Source organism: Methylobacterium sp. E-065 (assembly GCF_022829605.1).
In the GTDB taxonomy this organism is placed as follows: Bacteria; Pseudomonadota; Alphaproteobacteria; order Rhizobiales; family Beijerinckiaceae; genus Methylobacterium.
This window is the reverse complement of sequence record NZ_JAKSYD010000100.1, coordinates 86,077-109,453: the sequence shown is the minus strand read 5'-3', so window position 1 is coordinate 109,453 and position 23,377 is coordinate 86,077. Positions and strand designations below refer to the sequence as shown.

Here is a 23,377-nt window from a genome sequence, read left to right as displayed (position 1 = left end):
GCCGAAAGGCACGAGGCAGGGCGGCATGGCGATGATGCGCGCGATCGGACTGATGAGCGGCACCTCGCTGGACGGCGTCGACATCGCGCTGATCGAGACCGACGGCGAGCGGGTCCATGTCGTGAACGGCCACAACAATTTCCTCGAACCGCTCGGGCCGACCGGCTACCGCGGCTACGCCGACGACGAGAAAGCGCTCCTGCGTGGGGCGACCAAGGATGCCGAATCCGTTCTCCATCCCGCGGACCGGCCCGGCCGCCTGCCGGAGGCAGAGGCCTTCGTCACGCAGGCGCATGCCGAGGCCGTGGAGCGCTTCCTGGAAGAAAACGGCCTGAACGCCTCCGAGATCGACGTGATCGGCTTCCACGGCCAGACCGTGATCCACCGCCCCGACCAGCGCATCTCAATCCAGATCGGCGACGGGCAGGCCCTCGCGACACGTCTCGGCATTCCGGTGATCTCCGACCTGCGCCGGGCCGACATCGAGGCGGGCGGACAGGGGGCGCCGCTGGTGCCGGTGTTCCACAAAGCGCTGGCCGAGGCGTCGGGCTTCGACGGGCCGTTCGGCATCCTTAACATCGGCGGTGTTGCCAACGCGACGCTGATCGATTCGAGAGGCGGCGTGATCGCCTTCGACACCGGACCGGGCAATGCCCTGATCGACGAGTGGATGCAGGATCGCGAGGGCAAGAACCTCGATGATGGCGGCCGCACCGCCGCCCGTGGCCGGCCGGACGAGCAGCTCCTTGCGTGGCTGCTGACGCACCCGTTCTTCTTCCGGAAGCCGCCGAAATCGCTCGACCGGAACTGGTTCTCGCACAAGCTCGCGGGCCAGCTCTCGACCGAGGACGGCGCCGCGACGCTGACCGCCTTCACGGCGCGCGCCGTGGCCCGCGCCCTCGACCATGCCCCCGAGATCCCCACCCGCTGGATCGTGGCCGGCGGCGGGGCGCGCAATGGCGAGTTGGTGCGGCTGCTGAACTACCACCTGCGCGCCGAGATCACGACCGCAGACGCCATCGGCTGGTCCTCGGCCTATCTGGAGGCGCAGGCCTTCGCGTATCTGGCGGTGCGCTCGCTGCGCGGCTTGCCGATCACGCTGCCGTCCACCACCGGCGTGCGCGAGCCCTTGACCGGTGGCGTTCTGGCCCGACCGAGCCGGTGAGCCTGGGCTACGCGCTTCGGCGGATCATCGAGGAATACCCGCTGGCACGTCTCGACCCGCCGGCCGGACATCCGGTCGCGGCCCTGATCCGGCGCGGCGCGCCCGACGAGCTGCGCGCGGCCCTGGTGCCGATCGACGGTCCGTTCTTAGTGAAGGGCAGCCCCGGGCGGGGAAGCCACTGGGCGGCCGTCCCCTGGATCGCAATGTTCGACCCCGCCGTCACGACGAGCGCCACCCGGGGCTATTACCTCGTCTACCTGTTCCCGACCCATCGCGAGGCGGTGCACCTGTCGCTTGTCCAGGGCACCGTGGCGGCGATCCGCGAGCATGGGACCGGCGCAGGCGCTCATCTGCGCGCCAGCGGCGACGGCCTCCGGCTGCGGCTCGCCGACTTCGCCGACCGGCTCCCGAACCGCTCCATCGCGTTGGGCACGGTCGGTGAGCTGCCCGAGGGCTACGAGGCGGCCCACATCCTCGGCTTGACCTACACGCTCGACGAACTCGGGGACGAGCGGCGGCTGCGCGCCGATCTGGCGACGGGTCTCGCAGCCTATCGGGTCTTGAAGGCGCGCGGCGGCCTGGACGACAGGGTATGACGGCGCTACAAGGTCTGTAGCCTATAAGCTACTCATCGATCATGCCAACGATCCGACAAACCGAGGTCTATGCCGCATGGTTCGCCGGATTGCGTGACGAGCGGGCGCGAGCTCGGATCGACACCCGGATCCGGCGCGTTTCACTCGGCAATTTCGGAGATGTCAGGGCGGTCGGACAGGGCGTGAGCGAGCTTCGGATCGATTATGGTCCCGGGTATCGTATCTACTTCGCGCAACGCGGCAGCGCGATCGTGCTTCTGCTCTGCGGCGGAGATAAGCGAACGCAGGATCGGGATATCCGTGAGGCTCAGTCGATCAACCGGCAGGAGCAACTGTCATGACGATGAAGACCAAGCCTTGGGACGTCGCGGACCATCTCGACACGCCCGAGCGCATCGCGCTCTACATCGAAGCGGTCTTCGAGGATGGCGATCCGGCCCTGATCTCGGCGGCGATCGGCGATGTTGCGCGCGCCCGCGGCATGGCTCACATCGCGGCCGAGACCGGGAGATCGCGGGAAAGCCTCTATCGCGCGCTGTCGGAGAAGGGCAATCCGCAACTCGACACGCTGGTGAGCGTCCTGAAGGCGATCGGCTTGCGGCTCAGCGTCCAGCCGATCTCGCAATCCGAGCCGGCTTAGCGTCCCGGCGCGTCCCCCGGTTTGTGCCACCGCCGCTCCCGCGCTAAGGCAGCCGCGCCATGTCGCACAACACCTTCGGCCACCTGTTCCGCGTCACGACCTTCGGCGAGAGCCACGGGGTCGCACTCGGCTGCGTCGTCGATGGCTGCCCGCCCGGCCTGCCGCTGGAGGCCGAGGAGATCCAGGCGGAACTCGACCGGCGCAAGCCCGGACAGTCGCGCTTCACCACCCAGCGCCGCGAGCCCGATCAGGTGAAGATCCTGTCCGGCGTCTTCGCCGACGACCGAACCGACGGACGCCAGTTCACCACCGGCACGCCGATCGCGCTGATGATCGAGAACACCGATCAGCGCTCGAAGGATTATTCCGAGATCCGCGACAGCTACCGGCCCGGCCACGCCGACTACACTTACGATGCGAAATACGGCATCCGCGATTATCGCGGCGGCGGGCGCTCCTCCGCCCGCGAGACCGCGGCCCGCGTCGCCGCCGGTGCCGTGGCCCGTAAAGTCATCCCGGGCATCACCATCCGGGCGGCCCTCGTCCAGATGGGCCCGCATGCCATCGACCGGTCGCGCTGGGATTGGGCCGAGACCGGCAACAACCCGTTCTTCTGCCCCGATGCCGAGACCGCCGCGTTCTACGAGACCTATCTCGACGGCATCCGGAAGGACGGCTCCTCCGTTGGCGCCGTGATCGAGGTCGTGGCCGAAGGCGTCCCGCCGGGCCTCGGTGCGCCGATCTACGGCAAGCTCGACGCGGATCTCGCCGCCGCGATGATGTCGATCAACGCCGTGAAGGGTGTCGAGATCGGCGACGGTTTCGCGGCAGCAGCTTTCCGTGGCGAGGACAATGCCGACGAGATGCGCGCCGGCAATGGTGGCCATCCCCGCTTCCTGGCCAACCACGCGGGCGGGATCCTCGGCGGCATTTCCAGCGGCGAGCCGGTGGTGGTGCGCTTCGCCGTGAAGCCCACATCCTCGATCCTCACATCGCGCCGCTCCGTAACCCGGGACGGCGCCGAGGTGGACCTCATCACCAAGGGCCGCCACGATCCCTGTGTCGGCATCCGGGCCGTACCGGTGGCTGAAGCCATGATGGCCTGCGTGCTCGCCGATCATTATCTGCGCCATCGTGGACAGGTCGGGCAGCAGCCCTGATCCCGGCCCCGCCTTCAACGATTCGAGAATGCCCGTGCCCCATTGCACCGTCACCGAGGCCATCGCGGCCTTCGCCAAGGGCGAGATCGTCGTCGTCACCGACGACGACGACCGCGAGAACGAGGGCGACCTCGTCGTCGCGGCCTCCCTCTGCACGCCGGAAAAGATGGCGTTCATCATCCGCAACACCTGCGGCATCGTTTGCGCGCCGATCACGCAGAGCGAGGCCAAGCGCCTGCACCTGGCGCCAATGGTTGCCTCGAACGACGCGCCGCTCGGGACCGCCTTCACGGTCACCGTCGACACGAAGCACGGGCTGACCACGGGCATCTCGGCGGAGCAGCGCTGCAATACCGTTCGGGCGCTCGCCAACGGCAACATGGGCGCGGGCGACTTCGTCCGCCCCGGGCACGTCTTCCCGCTGATCGCCCGCGATGGCGGCGTGCTCATGCGCTCTGGCCACACCGAGGCCGCGGTCGACCTGTGCCGCTTGGCGGACCTACCCCCCGTCGGTGTGATCTGCGAACTCGCCAACGACGACGGCACCGTCATGAAGGGGCCGCAGATCGAGGCCTTCGCCGAGCAGCACAAGCTGAAGCAGGTCTCGGTGGCCGATCTCATCGCCTACCGCCAGGCCCGGGACCGGCTGGTGGAGCGGGTCGGTCATTTCCCCGTTCGGTCGAACCACGGCGACATGACCGCCTACGTGTTCTCCACGCCCTTCGAGACGATCCAGCAATTCGCCTTCGTGATGGGTGAAATCGGCGACGGCCGGGACATCCTCGTGCGCCTCCACCGCTCCAACGTCGCCGCCGACGTAATCGGCGGCGGCAGGCAGATCGATGCGGTGCTGCGGCGTTTCGCGGAGGCCGGGCGCGGCGTCCTGGTCTATCTCCGGGATGGAACGGCGGGCGTGCCGGTGATGAGTGCCACCGACGAAGGGACGGAAGCGCTGCGCGCCCGCCAATGGCGCGAGGTCGGCCTCGGGGCACAGATCCTGCGCGATCTCGGCGTGGCCTCGTTCCGCAACCTCGCGACCTCGTCGCGCGCCTATGTCGGCCTGTCTGGCTTCGGTATCGAGCACCTGGGCGACGAACCGCTCGAGGCCTGACCGCCGTCTCAGGCGCGCCGCGCGACCGTCCAGATCGCGGCGCCCGCCATGATGGCAGCAGCGCCGCGACTGAGCCGTCGGTGGAAGGCCGAGCCCTGGAAGGCGTGCCGCGCCCGCGAAGCCAGAGCCGCATAGGACGTCATCACCGCGATCAGGACGAGGGCCGTGACGGCGACAAGCGTCGCGAAGTCACGCCTTGTGACTGCGCGCAGATCCAGCAGGGTCGGGAGCACTGCGAGATAGAAGACGATCGTCTTGGGGTTGGCGAGCGTCACGGTGAGCCCGGCGAGGAAGCTCGCCCAGGGACGGTCGCCCTGGCGGCCCGTCACGGTCTGCGTGCGCGCCGCGCTGCGCCAAAGCTGGACGGCGAGGTAGCCTAAATAGAGCCCGGCGCCGATCCGGACGACGACGAACACGTCACCCAGAGCCTCGGCCATGCGGCTCAGCCCGAGGACCGCGGCAGCGAGATAGGTCAGGTCGCCCAGGATCAGGCCCACGGCGAACGCCATGCCGGCCCAGAACCCCGAAGCGAGCGCCCGCGCGACGAGCGCCACGACGCCGGGTCCCGGAATCGCGGCGGCGAAGCCGAGCGCCAGCGCATACGCCAGGCAGCCGGTTGCCGTCATCGCGCAAATCCCGATCGGCGGCGATCGATGGCCTCGCCACGAGTCCAATCCCCGAAAGCCTCAGGCTAAGGCCGGATCCGGGCATCCTGCAACCGCATGATCGCGACTACCGCCCCATCAGCGCGTCGACATGCGCGGCGGCCGACTTGGCGAGACCTTCGAGGCTGTAGCCGCCCTCCAGCACCGAGACGATCCGCCCGCCCGCGCAGCGTTCGGCGAGTTCCATCAAACGGCGGGTCGCCCAAGCGAAGTCCTCTGCCTCGAGCCGCAGATTGGCCAGGGGATCGAGGCGATGCGCGTCGAATCCCGCAGAGATAACGATGACGTCCGGTCGGAACGTCTCCAGGCGCGACAGGATGCCGGTCTCGAACGCCTCGCGGAACACCTCGCCGTCGTCATTCGGACGCAGGGGCACGTTGACGATCGTGTCCTTGTCGCCGCGTTCCGAGGCAGCCCCGGAGCCGGGGTAGAGCGGCATCTGATGGGTGGAGCAATACAGGACCGAACCGTCGTCCCAGAAGATATCCTGGCTGCCGTTGCCGTGATGAACGTCCCAATCGACGAGGGCCACGCGCTCGGCGCCGTGCTTCGTCTGCGCGTAGCGGGCCGCGATGGCCGCGTGATTGAACAGGCAGAATCCCATCGACCGGGTCCGCTCCGCATGGTGGCCCGGCGGCCGCATGGCCACGAAGGCGTTGCGGCACTCGCCGGCTACGACGGCGTCAATCGCGTGCGTCGCGCCGCCGATGGCGCGCAGTGTCGCCTCCAGGCTCCCCGCGGACAGGACCGTGTCGGAATCGATCCCGACCATGCCGTGCTCCGGCACCGCCGCAACCAGCGCATCGACATAGCTTCTGGGATGAGCGAGCGCCGCCGTCTCCAACTCAGCGCGCGGCGCCGAAGCTCGCACGAGGCCGGCGAAGCGCTCGTCCTCGAGTGCGCGCTCGACGGCGCGCATCCGAGCCGGCCGCTCCGGGTGACCCTCCGGCACCTCATGATCGAAGCTCGCGGGATGGCTCACGTACAGTGTGGTCACGACGGTCGCTCCCGGGTCCGATCCTGTCGCGCGCCTGCAACAGGAGCCGGCAATGTGCCACGGTCGGAACGCGCGGACTACGGCCGCGTGCACAGCACGACTAGGCTTGCCCGAATCGTCTTCGACTTTTCCCGATTATCGAACGCTGTTCGGTGCGGGTCTGCTCCTCCGAGACTGGCAGCATGAACATTGGCGGCTTGCGCATCGTCCCGATCATCGTCTGTGCAGGCCTTCTGGCAGGCTGCACCTTCAAGGCTGTGCCTGACCCAACCCTCTCGGCCCGCGACGCAGAATTCATGGCGCTGGTGCCCGATGCGGAGTTCGATCCGCATTTCGCCCGGTACGAAATGAGCGATCCGACCCACGAGCCACCCGGCACGATCGTGGTCGAGACCAAGGAGCGGCAGCTCTACCTCGTTCAGCCGGGCGGGAAGGCGCTCCGCTACGGCGTCTCAGTCGGCGACGAGGCCTATGGCTGGACCGGGAAAGCCATTGTCGACCGGAAGGCGGAATGGCCCGCCTGGAATCCCCCGGCCGAAATGATCAAGCGCTGGCCGCACGTCCACGCCATGCAGGGCGGCCCGATGAACCCGCTCGGCGCCCGCGCCCTCTATCTGACGGACCACGGCAGGGACACGCTCTACCGGATCCACGGCACCAACGAGCCCGAGAAGATCGGGCAGGCGGTCTCGTCGGGGTGCATCCGGATGCGCAACATCGACGTGGTCGACCTCTACAATCGCGTCCCCGTGGGCGCCTCGGTCATCGTTCGGTAACGCAACTGGTCAACGTCCCAATAAGCCTGCTTGCTCGTGAGGTGTTTACCTGAACTGCCATTCAGATCTGGCCATTAACTCCTGGCAGGGAAGCTGTCCCGTAAGTTGAAGACACACAGGGACTAGCGCCGACCACAGCAAAGGTCGGGGAGGCAGGCGACCATGACCATGATTTCCGTGCAACAGTTCTGCAACCATGCCGTTTCGACGGGCCTGATCAGCGACGAGGATCTGCTGGTCCTCAAGCGTGAGGTTATCCCGGATGGCCTGACGAGCCGCGACGATGCCGATCTGCTGATCGCCCTCGAGCGCGCGGTGATCGGCTCCGACGCGTTCGCGGATTTCCTGGTCGCCTCCGTGGTCGACTTCGCCGTTTGGGGATGCCGGCCGACCGGTTACATCAACGCGGATATGGCCGTCTGGCTCGCCGCATCGCTCAGTGGCCGCGATGGCCCCAGCGTCGTCGGAGCGCGGATCGCCATGGAAGTCGTCAAGGAGGCCCAGGGCAGCGCCGAATCACTGATGGCCTTCGCGCTGGAAGCCAATCGCCGGATCCGGGACGCAGTCCAGCCCGCGCGCATGACTTTCGCGCTCGCCGCCTGAGCCTCCGACCAAGGCGCAGCTTCCGTCCGGGACGCATCTGATCTATCGGGACAGTCAAGCCGGTGTTCAATCCGGCGATCTCGGAAGCAGTGCGCCAGCGATGTTCGACAAAATCCTGATCGCCAACCGGGGCGAGATCGCCTGCAGGGTCATCAAGACCGCCCGGAAGATGGGCATCAAGACCGTTGCGGTCTACTCGGATGCTGATCGCGACGCCGTGCATGTCGCCATGGCGGATGAGGCCGTGCATATCGGCCCGGCGAGCGCGTCCGAATCGTACCTTGTGATCGAGAAGATCGTCGAGGCCTGCAAGCAGACCGGCGCCCAGGCCGTCCATCCCGGCTACGGCTTCCTGTCCGAGCGCGAGGCCTTCCCCAAGGCGCTCGAAGCCGCGGGCATCGTGTTCATCGGCCCCAACCCGGGCGCCATCGCCGCCATGGGCGACAAGATCGAGTCGAAGAAGGCAGCCGCCGCAGCCGAGGTCTCGACCGTTCCGGGCTTCCTCGGCGTGATCGAGTCCCCCGAGCACGCCAAGACGATCGCCGACGAGATCGGCTATCCGGTGATGATCAAGGCCTCCGCGGGCGGCGGCGGCAAGGGCATGCGCATCGCTCATTCCGGCGACGAGGTGGCGGAGGGTTTTGCCCGCGCCAAGTCGGAGGCGGCCTCCTCGTTCGGCGACGACCGCGTCTTCATCGAGAAGTTCATCACCGATCCGCGCCATATCGAGATCCAGCTGATCGGCGATAAGCACGGCAACGTCGTGTATCTCGGCGAGCGCGAGTGCTCGATTCAGCGTCGTAACCAGAAAGTGATCGAGGAAGCGCCGTCGCCGCTCCTCGACAAGAAGACCCGCCGCAAGATGGGCGAGCAGGCCGTCGCGCTGGCGAAAGCGGTGAACTACGACTCCGCCGGCACGGTCGAGTTCGTGGCCGGGCAGGACAAATCCTTCTACTTCTTGGAGATGAACACCCGGCTCCAGGTCGAGCATCCGGTGACCGAGATGATCACCGGTCTCGATCTCGTCGAGCTGATGATTCGGGTCGCGGCTGGCGAGAAGCTGCCGATCACCCAGGACGACGTGAAACTGAACGGCTGGGCGGTGGAGAGCCGCGTCTACGCCGAGGATCCGACCCGCAACTTCCTGCCCTCGATCGGCCGACTGACCACCTACCGGCCGCCGGAGGAGGGGCAGCAGGGCAAGGCGATCGTGCGCAACGATACCGGTGTAGAGGAGGGCGGTGAGATCGCCATCCACTACGACCCGATGATCGCCAAGCTGGTGACCTGGGCGCCGAGCCGCGCCGAGGCGATCGCCGCGCAGGGTGAGGCGCTCGACGCCTTCGCCATCGACGGCATCCGCCACAACATCCCCTTCCTGTCGGCGCTGATGGCGCATCCGCGCTGGCAGGAGGGCCGTCTGTCCACCGGCTTCATCGCCGAGGAGTTTCCGGAAGGCTTCACCGCGCCGGAGCCCGCGGGCGACGTGGCGCGCCGCATGATGGCCGCTGCAGCGGCGATCGACCACAAGCTCAACCAGCGCAAGCGCGGCATCTCCGGCCAAATGCGCGCGCCGGGACTGTTCGCCTTCGAGCGGGATCGCGTGGTGATCCTGGCCGGGCAGTCCTATGCCGTCACGGTGGAGCCGGAGGGCGAGGATCTGCTGGTGACCCAGGAAGACGGCAAGTCGCTGTCGGTTGCGAGCGTGTGGCGTCCCGGCGAGCCGGTCTGGATCGGCACGATCGGGTCAGAGCGGGTGGCCATCCAGGTGCGCGGCCTGCTGAACGGCGTGTTCCTGCAGCATGCCGGTGCCGCCGCCGAGGCCCGGGTCTATACCCGCCGCGAGGCCGAACTCGCCGCGCTGATGCCGGTCAAGGAGCAGGCGGGCTCGGGCAAGCAGGTGCTCTGCCCGATGCCCGGTCTCGTGAAACAGATCCTCGTGGCGGAAGGCCAGGAGGTGAAGACCGGCGAGCCGATCGCGATCGTCGAGGCGATGAAGATGGAGAACGTGCTCCGCGCCGAGAGGGACGCGACTGTCGGGAAGATCCACGCCAAGGAGGGCGAGAGCCTCGCGGTCGACGCGGTGATCCTCGAATTCGCCTGAGGCGGGATCGCCTTCGTCGTGAGTGCGGTTCACAACGAGCAGACGAAGCTGCTCGCCACGGCGCGAAATAATATCGCCTTCGCCTACGTCGTCATCGGCTTCGTCACCCCGATGACGGCTGCGAGCTTCGGTGTCGCGAGTGCACCGGTGATGCGGATCGAAAATGCGATCTTCACAGTCGTTTGGCTGTGGACCGGTTGCACACTACATTACGCGGCGAGACGTGCCCTCCCGAGCATGAAGCCGTGAATTTCGGTTGGCTGTTCGTTACGTTCGGTATTCCGGCGATCACGTTGGTGATCGCCTATGCCGCCATGCGTGCGAACGAGCGTGCGGCTCGCCACCTCGACCCCCCTGCGGGCGAGTAAATACGCCCCATCGCTTCGGCATGCCCCTCTACTTCGCCTACGGCGCCAACATGGATGCCGCCGCAATGGCCCTGCGCTGCCCGGTCTCGCGGCTGATCGGCGGCGGGCATCTGCCGGGATACCGATTCATTATCATGCGCGAGGGGTACGCCTCGGTGGTGCGCGATCCGGCGCGCATTGTCTGGGGCGTGGTGTGGGAATTGGCCAGCGACGATATCCCAGCCCTTGATCGCTACGAGGGCGTGGCGGGTGGCCTCTACACGAAGGCGACACTGCCGGTCCGGACCCCGGAGGGGGTCAAGCGCGCTCTGATCTACCTCGGCTGCTCCACCGCGCCTGGCCGCCCGCGGCCTGGATACCTCAACGCCGTCCTGGCGGCTGCACGTGCTGCGCAGTTGCCGTCAGCCTATCTCCGGGAACTCGGCAGCTGGTCGCGCGGCTTTCCGATCTGAGCGGAGCTCAATTGGTACGCAACATGCTTGCCCACGATCGAGCTGGCGGGCGAGGGGCCTCACCGCGTCCGGCCAGCCGTCCATGATTGCGCAGCACGTCCGTCGATCAACGGCGATTGGCCTGCGTCTGCGAGGGAGTTTTTGCATGTCGTATCTGGCGCCCGCCGATTTCGTGAAGAAGGCCGTCGATGCCGGTGAATCGAAGGTCTTCATGGCCACCAAGGACACCTTCATCCGGGGCTACATGGCCGGTGCGATCCTGGCGCTGGCCGCGGCCTTCGCGGTCTCGGTGAACCAAGCCACCGGCCAGCCCTTGATCGGCGCGCTGCTGTTCCCGGTCGGCTTCTCGATGCTCTACCTGCTCGGCTACGACCTGTTCACCGGCGTCTGCGTGCTGACCCCGCTGGCGCTGATAGACAAGCGGCCCGGCGTGACCGTTGCCGGCGTCGCGCGCAACTGGGTGTTGGTCTTCTTCGGCAACTTCGCAGGCGCACTCACGACCGCCGTCATGATGTCGATCGTGTTCACCTTCGGTTTCGCTACTGAGCCGAACGCCGTTGGCAAGCTGATCGCCGGCATCGGCGAGGCCCGGACGCTTGGCTACGAGAAGTACGGGGCCTCCGGCATGCTGACGCTCTTCATCCGCGCCATGATGTGCAACTGGATGGTCTCCACGGGCGTGATCGGCGCCATGCTGTCCACGTCGGTGCCCGGCAAGGTGATCGCGATGTGGATGCCGATCACGGTGTTCTTCTTCATGACCTTCGAGCACTCGGTGGTGAACATGTTCCTGTTCCCGTCGGCGATCCTCATGGGCGGCCATCTGACCGTGATGGACTACCTGCTGTGGAACGAGATCCCGACGCTCATCGGCAACATCGTGGGCGGCCTCGCTTTCACTGGCCTGATGCTCTACTCGACCCACGTACGGACCGGTGCGTCCCGGTCGGCGACCATCAGCGCGAACGTGCGTCGGCCCATCGCTGCCGAGTGAAGCAATCCGGACCCGCACGTCCGGCGTGCGGGTCCTTCGGGTAGGTATAGTCCTGGATGCGTGAGACACGGACGGTCTCCGTCGTCATCGAGGGTCGGGTTCAGGGGGTTTCGTATCGGGCCTGGACCGAGAGCGAGGCACGGGCCCGCGGTCTGACTGGCACCGTCCGCAATCGCGACGACGGTGCGGTGGAAGCCGTTTTCAGCGGCGCGCCGGAGGCCGTGGCCGAGATGCTGACGCTGTGCCGGTCCGGGCCTCCGAGCGCTCACGTCACCGATCTTACCCTCCGCGAGCACGCGGATGCGCCCAGCCTGGGCGGCTTCGAGATCCTGCGCGGCTGAGCTGGCGGTCACCCCGGCGATTCGAGCGGCTTCTGCGCCGGCCCTTCGGCTGGTATGGTGTCGCGGTCTTCCGCGAACACGCATTTCGAGACGCATGACCGATCTATCCGCCGGCCAGGCTGCGTTCTCGCCCCTGGATCTTGGGGCACTCCTGTATTTCATCCTGGCCTGGGTGGCGTACGGGCTGTCCGTCGGCCGGTTGCGGGGCCGGATGGTGTCCCTCAGCCAGATCATGAACGGCCATCGCTCCAACTGGGCGCGGCAGGTGATCGGCCGCGACAACCGGGTGGTCGACACGCAGATCAACGCGTCCCTGCAGAACGGCACCGCCTTCTTCGCGTCGACCTCGCTGATCGCGCTCGGATCGGTCCTGACGCTGTCGCGGTCCGGCGACGACGTGTTGAACCTGTTCGCCACCTTGCCGTTCGGCATGGTGGCCAGCCGGCTGACCTGGGAGCTGAAGGTCGCCGGCCTCGCGCTGGTTTTCGTCTACGCCTTCTTCAAATTCGCCTGGGCCTATCGCCTGTTCAACTATGCGGCGATCCTGCTCGGCGCGGTGCCGTCGAAGGGGTCCGGGGCGAGCGAGACCGAGATGTTGCGAGCGGTGCGCCGGCTCGCAGCGATGAACGTCAGCGCAGGGCGGCACTTCGCGCGCGGGCAGCGGGCCTTCTTCTTCGCCCTGGCGTATCTGGGCTGGTTCATCAGCCCCTACGTGCTGTTCGTCTCGACATCGGCTGTCGTGATCATCATGTGGCGACGGCAATTCGCATCCGAAATCCGCACGGCGCTGCTCGAGGCGGGCGAGGGCCCCCACGAGGGTTCGCTCCTGCCGCCCCTCCAAGAGGCACGGACATGACCGAGGCGAGACCGGACGACGCGGCGATCGAGACAACCATGCTGGGCCTCGTGGCGGCACGGGGCGCGGGCAAGACCATCTGCCCCTCCGAAGTGGCCCGGGCCTTGGGCGGCCCGCATCCGGACGGCTGGGGGCCCCTGATGCAGCCGGTGCGCCGGGTTGCGGTGCGCCTCGCCCATGCGGGCCGCGTCGCGATCCTGCGCAAGGGAAAGCCCGTGGACCCGGACGATTTCCGCGGAATCTACCGGTTGGCGCTACCCGCCGCTGCCTCCGGCCCCGGCAACCAATCCGGCGTGTAGCCCGCCCATCGGTAGACGAAGAGGCCGATCCACTCCTTCACGCCGAGATCGAGCTGGAGCAGTCCGTCCGAGGCGAAGCCGTTGAGACGGGTCAAGTCGCCCCAGCCGCGCGTCCGGTAGTCGACCGGGAAAGCGTCGACCGTGAATCCGGCCTGCCGGAAGCAGCCGACTGCCCGGGGCATGTGCCAGGCCGAGGTCACGAGGAGCCAGCGCTCGCCGGGCTTGGGCAGAACGAGCGCCGCCGTGAAGATCGCATTCTCGCGGGTGTTGCGCGAGCGATTCTCCAGGATCAGGCGCGTGCGGGGGACACCGATGGTGTCGGCCTGCCGGCTGACGATATCGGCCTCCGAGATGCCACCCCCAATGAAGCCGCTGCCGCCCGAGAAGACAATCCGCGCCGTTGGAAAGCGCCGCGCCAGATCCGCGAGATAGATCGGCCGCTCTCCGGCATCGTTGACGATGACCTGCGCCCGCGCCTCGGATAGTCCCGACTCGATCCCGCCGCCGAGCACGATGATGCCGGTGGGCGGTGGCCCGTCCGTCGGGAAGGCGGGAAAGCGTTGTTCGAGCGGCAGCAAAACGGCCTCGGAGAGGGGCGCCAATCCCCCGAGGGCCAATCCGGTGGCACCCAGGAGCGCCAGGGCGGTGCCGGTCCGGCGAAGCCGCGTCACGTGGAGCAAGACGCCGATCAGAACCGCGAAGATGAAGAAATTCGAAGGGGTGATCAGAAAGTAGATGACCTTCGAAAGCGGGAAGAAGGCGGTGCTCACGCCGTCTTCGTCTCCGTCTGGAACCGCTCCAGCGCCGCCGCATCGGGGGGCAGGAGGCCGGCGAGGCTCTCACCCCGTTCCACCTCGCGCTGAATCCAGAGATCGAGGCGCTGCTGCTCAACGGCTTCCAGCGCGACCCGCTCGGCGATGGCAGCAGGTAGCGCGACGATCCCGGCCTCGGTGCAGACGATGATGTCACCCGGATGGATTGCGGCACCGCCGCACGAGACGGGCTGCTGCGTGGCGACCAGGGCCAGTGCACCGGTCGCGCCCTGCGGTGCGCTCCAGTGCGGCAAGCCCACAGGTTCAGGCAATGCGGCATCGGTGACGAGACCGACGGCGCCGCGCTGGGCAAGCCGGGCCGACAGAATTGAACCGAAGGGGAGTGCCAAGCCCGAGCCGGCAGCGTCGATCACCACGACAGCCCCCTCGGGGATGGCCTCGATCGCGGTGGCGAGATCGCCGGCGGCATCGTCACGGGCCGGGATCATGCGCAGGGTGTACGCGGTCCCGATCGCGGTTCCGCTGCCAGCCGACAGACCCCGCGGGCTGAACGCTTTGACGCCGGCCCGCGTCAGGGCGCGGGCGAGGCTTGCGGATGTCACGGCGGAGAGCGCATCGCGCAGGGTTGGGTCGATCGCCATCGTGGCTTCCTTCAGCGGTGCAATCCGCGTCGCACGCTTGCCAAGGTGGATCCGGCGCGCGCAACGGCAAGTCCGTCGGAGCGCTCAGCCGATGGGCTCGCCCAGGGCGTTGGCAGCACCCGGCCGGGCGGAAATGCGCGCATACCATCGGCGCAGGGCCGGGCGCTCGATGCGTTCGGCCGGAAGGTTCAGCCAGCGATGGGCCGCGCAGCCAAGGGCGATGTCGGCAATCCCGAAGCGATCGCCGACGGCGTAATCCCGGTCCGCCAGATGGGCGTCGAGAATCGCCGCATGAGACTCGGTTTTCCTCAACGACTCGGCGATGAGGGCGCGGTCGGGCTCCGGCGAACGGTAGAGCTGCCAGAAGGCGTCGCGCATGGCCGGCGTGAAGCTCGTCGCCTGCCAGTCGAGCCACTGATCGACCTCCGCGTGCACCCGGGGATCCTCGGGCAGCGCCAGGGCCGGGCCGGTCATCGCCAGATAACGGAGGATCGCGTTCGACTCCCAGAGGACGAAGCCGTCCTCCTCCAGGGTTGGCACGAGGCCGTTCGGGTTGAGGGCGCGGTAGGCGGGATCGGAGACGACGCCGAAGGCACCACCCGCGTCGATCCGCTCGTGGGCGAGCCCGGCTTCGTCGAGCCCCCAGACCGCCTTCTGCACGTTCACCGAAGTGAGCCGCCCCCAGAGCCTGCGCATCGTCACGCCTTCAGTCTCCCGCCTTCGGTGGATAGGCGTGATCGCTTCCGTCCGGATCGGTCACCCGCTGCCCGTCGATGGTGTCGGTCAGGTAGTTCGGTCCGACCGGCACCTTGCCGTGGCCGCCGGGAATGTCGAGCACATACGTGGGCTGTGCGAGGCCGGAGAGCCGCCCGCGGAGCGCCCGCATCAGGGTCTGCCCCTCGGCGAGGCTGGTGCGCAGATGGCTGGTGCCCGGGGCGAGATCGCCGTGGTGCAGGTAATAGGGCTTGATCCGATTCTCGACGAAGCTCCGCATCAGAGCTTCCAGGGTACCAGGATCGTCGTTGACGCCGCGCAGCAGCACGGTCTGGCTCACCATCGGGATCCCAGCATCGATCAGCCGGGCGCAGGCGGCGCGGGCGCTCGGCGTGAATTCGCGCGGGTGATTCGCGTGCAGGGCAACGAAGACGGCGCGCCCGAAGCGGCGCAGCGCCCGCACGAGGTCGTCCGACACGCTGTCGGGTTTGACGACCGGCACGCGGGTATGGATCCGCAGAACGCGCACATGCTCGATGGACGAAAGCCGCTCCGCGATATCGCCAAGGCGTCGGGCCGAGAGCGCGAACGGATCGCCGCCGGTGAGCACGACCTCCCAGATCCGAGGATCCTGCGCGATATAGGCGAACGCCGCCTCCAGTTCGGTCTCGCTCATCGTTCCGAGCCCGTTGGGCCCGACCATCTCGCGGCGGAAGCAGAAGCGGCAGTAAACCGGGCAGATGTGCAGCGGCTTGAGCAGGACACGGTCAGGGTAGCGGTGAACGATGCCGGTAACCGGCGCGTGGGCGGCATCGCCGATCGGATCCGCGCGCTCCTCGGGTTCGGTCCGGCACTCCTCCACGGACGGCACGAACTGCCGGGCGATCGGATCGTCCGGGTCGGTCGGATCGATCAGCTCGGCCATGTCGGGCGTCACCGAGACCGCATAGCGGGCGAGAACCACGCGCAGTAGGTCGGCCTCCGCGCCGGAGATCAGGCCAGCAGCAGCGAGATCGTCGGTGTTGCGCAGAGCCTGGGTCACGCCTGGGTCTCCGCGACCGGGGTCCAGATGACATCGTCGATGCGGCCGGCGCCGCAGGCCAGCATTGCGAGGCGATCGAAGCCGAGGGCGATCCCGGAGGCGTCCGGCATGACCGCCAGGGCCGCCAGGAAATCAGCGTCGATCGGGTAACATTCGCCGTACACGCGCAGCTTTTCCGCCATTTCGTCCTCGAAGCGGCGGCGCTGCTCGGCCGGATCGGTCAGCTCGCCGAATGCGTTGGCGAGTTCGACCCCGCAGACGTAGAGTTCGAAGCGCTCCGCGACGCGGCCGTCATGGGGTGCCGGCCGGGCCAAAGCCGCCTCGCTGACCGGATACTCGCACAGGATCGTCGGTCGGCCGATGCCGAGATGCGGCTCGATCCGTGCGACCAGGATACGCGAGAACAGATCGGCCCAGGTGTCGTCCGGCGCGACCCGCAGATCCGCGGCGGCTGTGGCGCGGGCGAGGGCTTCCCGGTCGGTTTCGCCGGTCCGCGACAGTGTCGCGAACAGATCGATCCCGGCGAAGCGGTCGAAGGCCTCGGCGAGGGTCAGCCGCTCCGGCTCCGCGAAGGGATCTGCGTCGCGGCCGCGATACGTGAAACGGCGCGAACCGGTGGTAACGGCAGCCAGCCTCAGCAGATCGGTGCAGTCCGCCATCAGGTCCGTGTAGGGCGCTCCGGCCCGGTACCATTCGAGCATCGTGAATTCGGGGTGGTGCAGCGGCCCCCGCTCGCGATTGCGGAACACCCGCGCGAGGCTGAAGAGCCGTGTCTCTCCGGCCGCCAGGAGCTTCTTGCAGGCGAATTCGGGCGAGGTGTGCAAATAGAGGGGTGTGCGCGCGCCGTCGATACCGACTGCCTCCGTGGCGAAGGCCGAGAGATGCGCCTCGTTGCCCGGCGAGACCTGAAGGCACGCCGCCTCCATCTCGACGAAATCCCGCTCCGCGAACCAAGACCGGAAGGCCGCGGTGAGGCGGTTGCGCTGGATCAGCGCCGGCCGGCGATCGGCATGTCGATCGGTGGCCCACCAGGGGGAGGAGGGTGCCGTCACCACGACGGGCTCTCGAGAGAGGGCGAAGACGGGGCGCCTGTCATGAACGGCTCGATCCGGCCCATTCTCATTTCCCGTCCCGGCGCGGACACGACATGGCCCGTCGGCGGCTCACAACGACGATTCGGCCGGCCGCTGGAAACCGGGACGCAGATGCGATAGTGGCGGGGTCCGACAATACAGCGACCGCGCTTGGCGCGTGCCGCCACCCATGTCAATGCAGGACGCAATTCCGTGAAGGTGATCGCCTCAACGCTCCGCAAGGGCAACGTCGTCGACAAGGACGGCAAGCTCTACGTGATCCTGTTCGCCGAGAACATCCATCCCGGCAAGGGCACGCCGGTGACCCAGCTCGACATGCGCCGGATCACCGACGGCGTGAAGGTCTCCGAGCGTTACCGGACCACCGAGCAGGTCGAGCGCGCCTTCGTAGAAGATCGCGAGCACACCTTCCTGTACAGCGACGGCGAGGGGTTCCATTTCATGAACCCCGAGAGCTACGAGCAGATCGCCGTGCCGGCGGACGTGGTCGGCGACGCCGCCCCCTATCTGCAGGAGGGCATGGCCGTCATGCTTTCGGTCCACAACGACGTGCCGCTGACGATCGAGCTGCCACAGCGCGTGACGCTGGAGGTCACCGAGACCGAGCCGGCCATGAAGGGACAGACGGCATCGTCGTCCTACAAGCCGGCGACGCTGTCGAACGGCGTCCGCACGACCGTGCCGCCGCACATCGCGGCTGGAACGCGCGTCGTCGTCATGACCGCCGACGGGGCCTACGTCGAGCGTGCGAAGGACTGATCGAGCCTAGCCGGTCGCGCACCACCGTGGCCGATCTCAGCGTGGTGCGTGCGCCGCACTCTCGAGGGTTGCGTAGCAGCCCTGCGAGAGTGCCTGGGCCCGTAGCCGCTCCGGTGGGCTGAACGGCCGTCCGTCCTCGCGGAACAGATCCTCGCGCAGCAAGGCATCCGACGTGCATCGCGCGGCGATCCGGCAGAGCGGCGTCTCGCCGCCGGTGCGGGTGCAGATCGTGACGTAATCGGCCCTGAACGCCCGCAGGCCCGCGCGCGGATTGGCGCCGGTGACCGTCACCAAGCCCGTGAGCGCTGCGAGCAGTAGCGGCTGATGGATCAGGTAGACCACGAGGCTGTGGCGCCCCGCAAAGGTCGCGGCCCGCGCGAGGGATGAGCGTGGGCTCCAAGCGCCGAGTCGGGACCGCGCGAGCCTCGGCAGCCCGATGCGGCCGAGCACGATCCCGGAGAGCACCAGCCCAAACCACGGAAACAGCGGCACGTAATCGTTGGTCCGCGGCATCGTGGAGCCGAGGCCCAGGAAGAACAAGACGGGCGCATCGAGGAACGCGGCCTGCACGACATGCGGTGCCGCGAGCACCAGCGCCGCCGTGAGCGCGGTGATCGGGACCGGTAAGAACAGGAAGGCGAGCCCCAGCACGCTCGACACGGCGATGCAGTGCAGGATGCCGAAGAACACATAAGCGTCCGGAAACGTGATCCACGTGCCCAGGGTCACCAGGAGGGCGGCGCCCCCGACGCGGGCGAGCCGCAGCAGGGTGGGCCGGGGCCGGATACCCCGACCGTTCATCAGCACGAGCCCGACGCCGACCAGCACGAGGAAGCTGCCCGCGATCATCTCGGCGGCCAGATGGCCGCCCGGCGTGACCGCGTAATTCTCGGCGGTCAGCCGCAGATACCCGAGGTCCCACAGGGTGTGATAGCTCGCCATGGCGAGGAGCGCAGCAGACCGCGCAGCATCGATGACCGGCAGACGATTCCCTCGGGCTTCGGCCGGGGCGGCGATGGGGCGAACGGTGAGGGTTGGATCGGCTGACATGGTAGGGAACCCAAATCACTGCGGTCTGGGACCTGCCAAGGGCTGACCTCTGGGCTTAAGTGTGGCGCCGGGGGGCAAGCCAACCTCTCGGAAACGTGATCAAAGCCGAGACTGGCCCATAGACCGTGAGGCGACGCCGTCCGATCGGGCGTTCCGCATGGCGGCGCGGGCGCCGATGCGCGTTTGCGTGCGCCGACTGCGACAGATCGACTGTTGCCGCCGCGCATACACCTGCCGAGATTGCAACTCGGCATAGCTCCCTTGCCGGCGAAACGGGCTTCCCGCGTGTCAGGACTTCGTTAATCTTGCCGGGAACCGGCGCGGCGTGATTCAGGGTAGGTTTTTCGGCCATGTCTGACGAACGCGGATCCGGGCCGGAAACCCTCGATCAGGGAACGAGTGCGCGCAGCGCCGAAATGGGCCTGCGTGAGGACGAGGCTCTGGACCTCATCGAGGTCGCCGGACACATCAAGTGGTTCGACGTTGCGAAGGGGTTCGGCTTCATCGTGCCGGATGACGGCGCCCCGGATATCCTGCTTCACGTCACCTGCCTGCGGCGGGACGGTTACCAGGCCGCGAGCGAGGGCGCGCGCATCGTCGTGGAGGCGGTGGAGCGGCCCCGTGGCTGGCAGGCGTTCCGGGTGATCTCCCTCGATCAGGCGACGGCGGTCCATCCCTCGGAGATGCCGCTGCCGCGGACGCATGTGACCGTGACGCCGACCAGCGGGCTGGAGACCGCCGTGGTGAAGTGGTTCAACCGCCTGCGCGGCTTCGGCTTCCTCACCCGGGGCGACGGGACGCCCGACATCTTCGTCCACATGGAGACATTGCGCCGGTACGGGATCGCCGAACTGAAGCCGGGCGAGGCCGTGCTGGTCCGCTACGGAGACGGCTCGAAGGGCGTCATGGCCGCAGAGGTCCGACTGGTCGATGGGACACTCCCGGCGTCGCACTAGCGCCGAGCCCGGCTCGCAGTCTCGGTTCTGACGCGCGCTCTTCCGACGAACCAGCGGCTAGATCGGCGGAAGAGCGCTCAAGCGCGAAGCCACGTTCGCCCGTTGAGTGACCGCGGATTCCCTCCGCTGCATTCCTGGCCTATGTGAGCGCCGAGCCGCAGATCCCCCGCGCATCGCTCCACGAGAGGCTTCAGCTTGTGAGAATCCCGTCCCATCTTGCGGCGGCCGCAGCCATAATCGGCCTCGGCTTGATTGCCGTCATCCCGGTCTCGGTGGTCTGCGCGCAGGCGCCGGTCCAAGCGGCAACTGCCAAGACGGAGCCGCTCACGATCACCACGAAGGCGGGACCGAAGCGGTTCGCCGTCGAGGTGATGCGCGACGATGCCGGACGGTCGCGCGGCCTGATGTTCCGTCGGCACATGGCGGCCGATCATGGAATGCTGTTCGACTTCGAGCGGGACGAGCCCGTCACGATGTGGATGAAGAACACCTATCTTCCGCTCGATATGGTCTTCATTCGGCCGGACGGCACTGTCAGCCACATCGCGGCCGACACGGAGCCGCTGTCCACCGCCATCATCCCCTCCGGGGGCCCGGTCGTCGCCGTGCTGGAACTCAATGCCGGCACAGCGGCCAAGCTCGGAATTCAGCCCGGAGACCACGTGGAGCACGCCCTGTTCCGAGCGCGCTGACACCTCGGGCGCCCCGCGAACGCACCGGGAACAAACGGCTTGACCAGCGCGGGGATCCGCGCCAATGTTCCAGCATTGTTCCGATGCTTCGGAACGCCGGGACGGCGCGGAGAACCCGATGAGCGACGTGGCCGAGGCCGAGCTGTTCGGCAACGATGATTGGTCCGTACAGGCGGACGGGATCGAGCACCGGGACACCGGATATTTCATCGCGTGCGACGCGCTCGCAAGCCGGCGCGCCGAGGGCCTATGGGACTGGCCGCTCCAGATGGCCGAGAAGCGCTGGTGCCGGCCCAGCCTGTTCCGCGAGGCGTTCCTTGCTGCCCTCGACCGCTTCGGTATCGCCCGCGACGCCGAGCTGATCCGCTCCTTCGCCCTCGGCTACGGGATCCGCGCAGTCGTCTCACCGGCCGCCGAGACCTTCGTGACCCTGGCCGACATGCTGCAGCCGCGTGAAGCACCGGCAACGCGCCGGGTCGCGTCCAGGCCTGCGATCCGCGCGCTTAGTGCCGCGAGCGCGTGATGCGGCGGGCGGCCTCGATCAGGATGATGGCCGCGATTCTCGGACAAGACGACGCGTAAGCCTCCATCGACGAGACGGTCGCCACCAAACACGTTACCTCTTCCCAAAGTGATCAGGGAGAGACCAGCATGGCGGAGCAGGGCACGGCCGGTAGCACCGAAGGGCTTGAGGGGCTGATCACGGCGCCTCTGTCGCGGCGCGGCTTCGTCATGACCAGCCTGATGAGTGGGCTGACGCTCGCGACCACCCGGGTCGAGGCACAGGTCATTCACACCGACACGGCCGGCATCGAGGCGGGCGAGGTGAAGATTCCGGCCGCCGATGGGCCCATGCCGGCCTATCGCGCCGTTCCCGACGGGGCCGGACCGTTCCCGGTCGTGCTGGTGATCGAGGAGATTTTCGGCGTCCACGACTACATCAAGGATATCTGCCGCCGCTTGGCCAAGGCCGGATACTGCGCGGTCGCGCCCGAACTCTATGCCCGGCAGGGCGACCTCTCGACGATGACGGATCCGAAGATCATTATTCGAGACGTCATCTCGAAGACGCCGGATGCCCAGTGGATCGGCGATCTCGACGCGGCGGCGGCCTGGGCCGTTTCGGCCGCCAAGGGCGACCCGCAGCGCCTCGGGGTCATGGGATGGTGCCGAGGCGGACGCGACGCATGGCTGTACGCTGCACACCGGCGCGACCTGAAGGCTGCCGTGGCCTGGTACGGCCCCGTCGGCGGTGAGCGGACGGAGATCCAGCCGCGCACGGCCGGCGATGTCGCCGCGGAGATCAATGCGCCATTGCTTGCGCTCTATGGTGGCGCCGACACGGGCATCCCCGTCGCCTCGGTCGAGGAGGCGCGCGACCGGGCAAAGGCTGCCGGAAAGACCGTCGAGCTGGTCGTTTATCCCGACGCGCCGCACGGCTTCCACGCGGATTATCGGCCGAGCTACCGGCGGGAGGCTGCGGAAGATGGATGGGCGCGGGCGCTGGCCTTCCTGAAGGCGCATGGCGTCGGCTGACACCGGCATCTGAAGCCCGGAAGCCGAATCCTCGGTCGTATCCGGGCGTTCCTGGAATGCTGTGTTACTCAGGACACAAAAACAACTTCTCTATTGTGCAAGGATCACAGGAGGCTCGGTGCCTGCGCGGCTCCGGTCCATCGCCGCGATAAAGCGTTGAACCGATTGCGTCGGCCGCCGTTCAGCCCCTGTAGAGTGTCCTGGCCTATGAACGACTCGGTACAGACAGGCCGGAAGCCCGTGATCCTCGTCGTGGAGGACCAGCCCGACGAGCGATTCCTCGCGGCTACGCTGCTGGAGGATACCGGTTTCACCGTCATCGAGGCTGAAACCGCCGACCGCGCGCTCGCCATTCTGAATGATCGCGGGGACGAGGTCAGCGTCGTCTTCTCGGATGTCCGCACGCCCGGTCCGATCGGGGGCTTCGAGCTGGCGCGGATCATCGGCGTGACCTGGCCGCGGGTGCGCGTTCTCCTGACATCCGGCGATGCGGGTGATCAGCCCAGCGACCTGAGGGTTTCCGCCACCTTCATCCCGAAGCCCTGGCGCGCCGAGGACATCCTGGCCTGGGTCGAGCAGGCCGCGGGTCGTCCTTCCGACGGCACCGGTCCGGCGATTATTGGTCCGGGTGGTAAAATTATCAGCCCTGGCCTGGAAACTTGAAGCAGGGTCGTCGTTGTACGCCACACCCGGACCCGGCGCCGGCATTCTCTGCACGACTAGGGATCACAGGCGTCGCCATGAAGATCGTTGCTGCCAATCACGCCGATTCCCTCAGTCGCACTGGTGGGTGGGCGTCTGACGAAGCTATTGAAACAGTCGTTCTGGATTCGGTTCGGGACGAGTTACGCATCGTTTACGGCGAGGCGGATGCCGTGGTGCCGCTCTCATTGACGGTTTTGGCCCGTCAACTCGATTCTGTGCATTCGAGCACCGGCGATTGCATTACGTGAGAGCTAGAAGGCGCCAAGCTAACGATTGATGCATTGCGCA

General features: G+C 67.5%; 31 protein-coding genes. 23 read left to right on the top strand and 8 right to left on the bottom strand.

The genetic code is table 11. The features are described from left to right. Positions 1-25 precede the first annotated feature (25 nt). Genes MKK84_RS10710 through ribB form a run of 6 tightly spaced genes read left to right on the top strand, consistent with a single transcriptional unit; the run spans position 26 to position 4,672 of the window. Positions 26-1,165 (top strand): anhydro-N-acetylmuramic acid kinase, encoded by a 1,140-nt coding sequence (locus MKK84_RS10710; RefSeq protein WP_243919512.1) that lies wholly within the window; start codon positions 26-28, stop codon positions 1,163-1,165. Further along, complete coding sequence (locus MKK84_RS10705; protein WP_243919511.1) at positions 1,162-1,761, top strand: DUF3578 domain-containing protein; 600 nt, start codon at positions 1,162-1,164, stop codon at positions 1,759-1,761. Before MKK84_RS10710 ends, MKK84_RS10705 begins: the two co-directional genes overlap by 4 nt. A 41-nt stretch (positions 1,762-1,802) precedes the next feature. Beyond that, positions 1,803-2,102, top strand: a complete 300-nt coding sequence (locus MKK84_RS10700; protein ID WP_243919510.1) for a type II toxin-antitoxin system RelE/ParE family toxin — start codon at positions 1,803-1,805, stop codon at positions 2,100-2,102. Continuing rightward, positions 2,099-2,401, top strand: a complete 303-nt coding sequence (locus MKK84_RS10695) for an addiction module antidote protein (protein WP_243919509.1) — start codon at positions 2,099-2,101, stop codon at positions 2,399-2,401. The genes MKK84_RS10700 and MKK84_RS10695 overlap by 4 nt, the downstream gene beginning before the upstream one ends. A gap of 59 nt (positions 2,402-2,460) precedes the next feature. Then, entirely contained in the window at positions 2,461-3,561 is a 1,101-nt protein-coding gene (aroC, locus tag MKK84_RS10690) for a chorismate synthase (protein ID WP_243919508.1), read from the top strand. 34 nt (positions 3,562-3,595) lie between these two features. Further along, positions 3,596-4,672 (top strand): 3,4-dihydroxy-2-butanone-4-phosphate synthase, encoded by a 1,077-nt coding sequence (ribB, locus tag MKK84_RS10685; protein ID WP_243919681.1) that lies wholly within the window; start codon positions 3,596-3,598, stop codon positions 4,670-4,672. An 8-nt stretch (positions 4,673-4,680) separates the two neighbouring features. Here the strand turns inward: ribB and MKK84_RS10680 are convergent, their stop codons facing one another. Then, positions 4,681-5,298, bottom strand: coding sequence for a LysE family translocator (locus MKK84_RS10680; protein ID WP_243919506.1), 618 nt, complete (start codon positions 5,296-5,298; stop codon positions 4,681-4,683). A gap of 106 nt (positions 5,299-5,404) precedes the next feature. Further along, positions 5,405-6,334 carry a histone deacetylase family protein gene (locus MKK84_RS10675; RefSeq protein ID WP_243919503.1) on the bottom strand — a complete coding sequence of 310 codons (930 nt, stop codon included), beginning with the start codon at positions 6,332-6,334 and terminating at the stop codon, positions 5,405-5,407. 182 nt (positions 6,335-6,516) lie between these two features. Here MKK84_RS10675 and MKK84_RS10670 point away from each other — a divergent pair, with 182 nt between their 5' ends. The 10 genes from MKK84_RS10670 (at position 6,517) to MKK84_RS10630 (ending at position 13,127) form a co-directional block, all read left to right on the top strand. Then, positions 6,517-7,110: a L,D-transpeptidase gene (locus tag MKK84_RS10670; RefSeq protein ID WP_409566487.1), complete on the top strand. Its 594-nt coding sequence runs from the start codon at positions 6,517-6,519 to the stop codon at positions 7,108-7,110. A gap of 162 nt (positions 7,111-7,272) precedes the next feature. Then, a complete protein-coding gene (locus MKK84_RS10665) occupies positions 7,273-7,713 on the top strand; it encodes a hypothetical protein (protein WP_243919501.1) in 441 nt (146 codons plus the stop codon). 100 nt (positions 7,714-7,813) lie between these two features. Further along, a complete protein-coding gene (locus tag MKK84_RS10660; protein WP_243919499.1) occupies positions 7,814-9,817 on the top strand; it encodes an acetyl/propionyl/methylcrotonyl-CoA carboxylase subunit alpha in 2,004 nt (667 codons plus the stop codon). Between the two features lie 18 nt (positions 9,818-9,835). Continuing rightward, the gene (locus MKK84_RS10655; RefSeq protein WP_243919497.1) at positions 9,836-10,066 is read left to right on the top strand and encodes a hypothetical protein; all 231 of its coding nucleotides are present in this window, start codon (positions 9,836-9,838) and stop codon (positions 10,064-10,066) included. After that, positions 10,063-10,185: a hypothetical protein gene (locus MKK84_RS35420; RefSeq protein ID WP_279599455.1), complete on the top strand. Its 123-nt coding sequence runs from the start codon at positions 10,063-10,065 to the stop codon at positions 10,183-10,185. The genes MKK84_RS10655 and MKK84_RS35420 overlap by 4 nt, the downstream gene beginning before the upstream one ends. Positions 10,186-10,205: 20 nt before the next feature. After that, a complete protein-coding gene (locus MKK84_RS10650; protein ID WP_243919495.1) occupies positions 10,206-10,637 on the top strand; it encodes a gamma-glutamylcyclotransferase family protein in 432 nt (143 codons plus the stop codon). Between the two features lie 145 nt (positions 10,638-10,782). Then, positions 10,783-11,631, top strand: a complete 849-nt coding sequence (locus MKK84_RS10645; RefSeq protein ID WP_243919493.1) for a formate/nitrite transporter family protein — start codon at positions 10,783-10,785, stop codon at positions 11,629-11,631. A gap of 56 nt (positions 11,632-11,687) precedes the next feature. Beyond that, positions 11,688-11,972, top strand: coding sequence for an acylphosphatase (locus MKK84_RS10640; protein ID WP_243919491.1), 285 nt, complete (start codon positions 11,688-11,690; stop codon positions 11,970-11,972). Between the two features lie 94 nt (positions 11,973-12,066). Next, positions 12,067-12,828, top strand: a complete 762-nt coding sequence (locus MKK84_RS10635; RefSeq protein ID WP_243919489.1) for a DUF599 domain-containing protein — start codon at positions 12,067-12,069, stop codon at positions 12,826-12,828. Further along, entirely contained in the window at positions 12,825-13,127 is a 303-nt protein-coding gene (locus tag MKK84_RS10630) for a DUF3253 domain-containing protein (RefSeq protein ID WP_243919487.1), read from the top strand. The genes MKK84_RS10635 and MKK84_RS10630 overlap by 4 nt, the downstream gene beginning before the upstream one ends. On the opposite strand, the gene MKK84_RS10625 is transcribed toward MKK84_RS10630, so the two are convergent. The 5 genes from MKK84_RS10625 to epmA all read right to left on the bottom strand — a co-directional run bounded on the left by MKK84_RS10625 (position 13,070) and on the right by epmA (position 17,349). Next, positions 13,070-13,897 (bottom strand): YdcF family protein, encoded by an 828-nt coding sequence (locus tag MKK84_RS10625; RefSeq protein WP_243919485.1) that lies wholly within the window; start codon positions 13,895-13,897, stop codon positions 13,070-13,072. The two genes, MKK84_RS10630 and MKK84_RS10625, sit on opposite strands and share 58 nt — an antisense overlap. Next, positions 13,894-14,541, bottom strand: coding sequence for a dimethylmenaquinone methyltransferase (locus tag MKK84_RS10620; RefSeq protein ID WP_243919483.1), 648 nt, complete (start codon positions 14,539-14,541; stop codon positions 13,894-13,896). The genes MKK84_RS10625 and MKK84_RS10620 overlap by 4 nt, the downstream gene beginning before the upstream one ends. 84 nt (positions 14,542-14,625) lie before the next feature. Further along, entirely contained in the window at positions 14,626-15,237 is a 612-nt protein-coding gene (locus MKK84_RS10615; RefSeq protein WP_243919678.1) for a glutathione S-transferase family protein, read from the bottom strand. Positions 15,238-15,247: 10 nt separating this feature from the next. Continuing rightward, positions 15,248-16,297, bottom strand: coding sequence for a lysine-2,3-aminomutase-like protein (locus MKK84_RS10610; RefSeq protein WP_243919480.1), 1,050 nt, complete (start codon positions 16,295-16,297; stop codon positions 15,248-15,250). Then, positions 16,294-17,349, bottom strand: coding sequence for an EF-P lysine aminoacylase EpmA (gene epmA, locus MKK84_RS10605; protein WP_243919479.1), 1,056 nt, complete (start codon positions 17,347-17,349; stop codon positions 16,294-16,296). The genes MKK84_RS10610 and epmA overlap by 4 nt, the downstream gene beginning before the upstream one ends. A 234-nt stretch (positions 17,350-17,583) precedes the next feature. On the opposite strand from epmA, the gene efp reads away from it, so the two are divergent. Then, complete coding sequence (efp, locus tag MKK84_RS10600; RefSeq protein ID WP_243919478.1) at positions 17,584-18,150, top strand: elongation factor P; 567 nt, start codon at positions 17,584-17,586, stop codon at positions 18,148-18,150. A 36-nt stretch (positions 18,151-18,186) separates the two neighbouring features. Here the strand turns inward: efp and MKK84_RS10595 are convergent, their stop codons facing one another. Further along, positions 18,187-19,200 (bottom strand): heparan-alpha-glucosaminide N-acetyltransferase, encoded by a 1,014-nt coding sequence (locus tag MKK84_RS10595; protein WP_243919477.1) that lies wholly within the window; start codon positions 19,198-19,200, stop codon positions 18,187-18,189. 350 nt (positions 19,201-19,550) lie between these two features. On the opposite strand from MKK84_RS10595, the gene MKK84_RS10590 reads away from it, so the two are divergent. From MKK84_RS10590 to MKK84_RS10565, 6 genes are all read left to right on the top strand, one after another. Next, positions 19,551-20,156 carry a cold-shock protein gene (locus MKK84_RS10590; protein WP_313899328.1) on the top strand — a complete coding sequence of 202 codons (606 nt, stop codon included), beginning with the start codon at positions 19,551-19,553 and terminating at the stop codon, positions 20,154-20,156. A gap of 203 nt (positions 20,157-20,359) precedes the next feature. Beyond that, positions 20,360-20,848, top strand: a complete 489-nt coding sequence (locus tag MKK84_RS10585) for a DUF192 domain-containing protein (RefSeq protein WP_409566489.1) — start codon at positions 20,360-20,362, stop codon at positions 20,846-20,848. A 118-nt stretch (positions 20,849-20,966) separates the two neighbouring features. After that, complete coding sequence (locus MKK84_RS10580; RefSeq protein WP_243919476.1) at positions 20,967-21,371, top strand: hypothetical protein; 405 nt, start codon at positions 20,967-20,969, stop codon at positions 21,369-21,371. A 128-nt stretch (positions 21,372-21,499) separates the two neighbouring features. Then, a complete protein-coding gene (locus MKK84_RS10575) occupies positions 21,500-22,384 on the top strand; it encodes a dienelactone hydrolase family protein (protein WP_243919475.1) in 885 nt (294 codons plus the stop codon). A 207-nt stretch (positions 22,385-22,591) separates the two neighbouring features. After that, positions 22,592-23,047: a response regulator gene (locus tag MKK84_RS10570; RefSeq protein ID WP_243919474.1), complete on the top strand. Its 456-nt coding sequence runs from the start codon at positions 22,592-22,594 to the stop codon at positions 23,045-23,047. A gap of 77 nt (positions 23,048-23,124) precedes the next feature. Further along, positions 23,125-23,337, top strand: coding sequence for a hypothetical protein (locus MKK84_RS10565; RefSeq protein ID WP_243919472.1), 213 nt, complete (start codon positions 23,125-23,127; stop codon positions 23,335-23,337). The last annotated feature ends 40 nt before the right edge of the window (positions 23,338-23,377 follow it).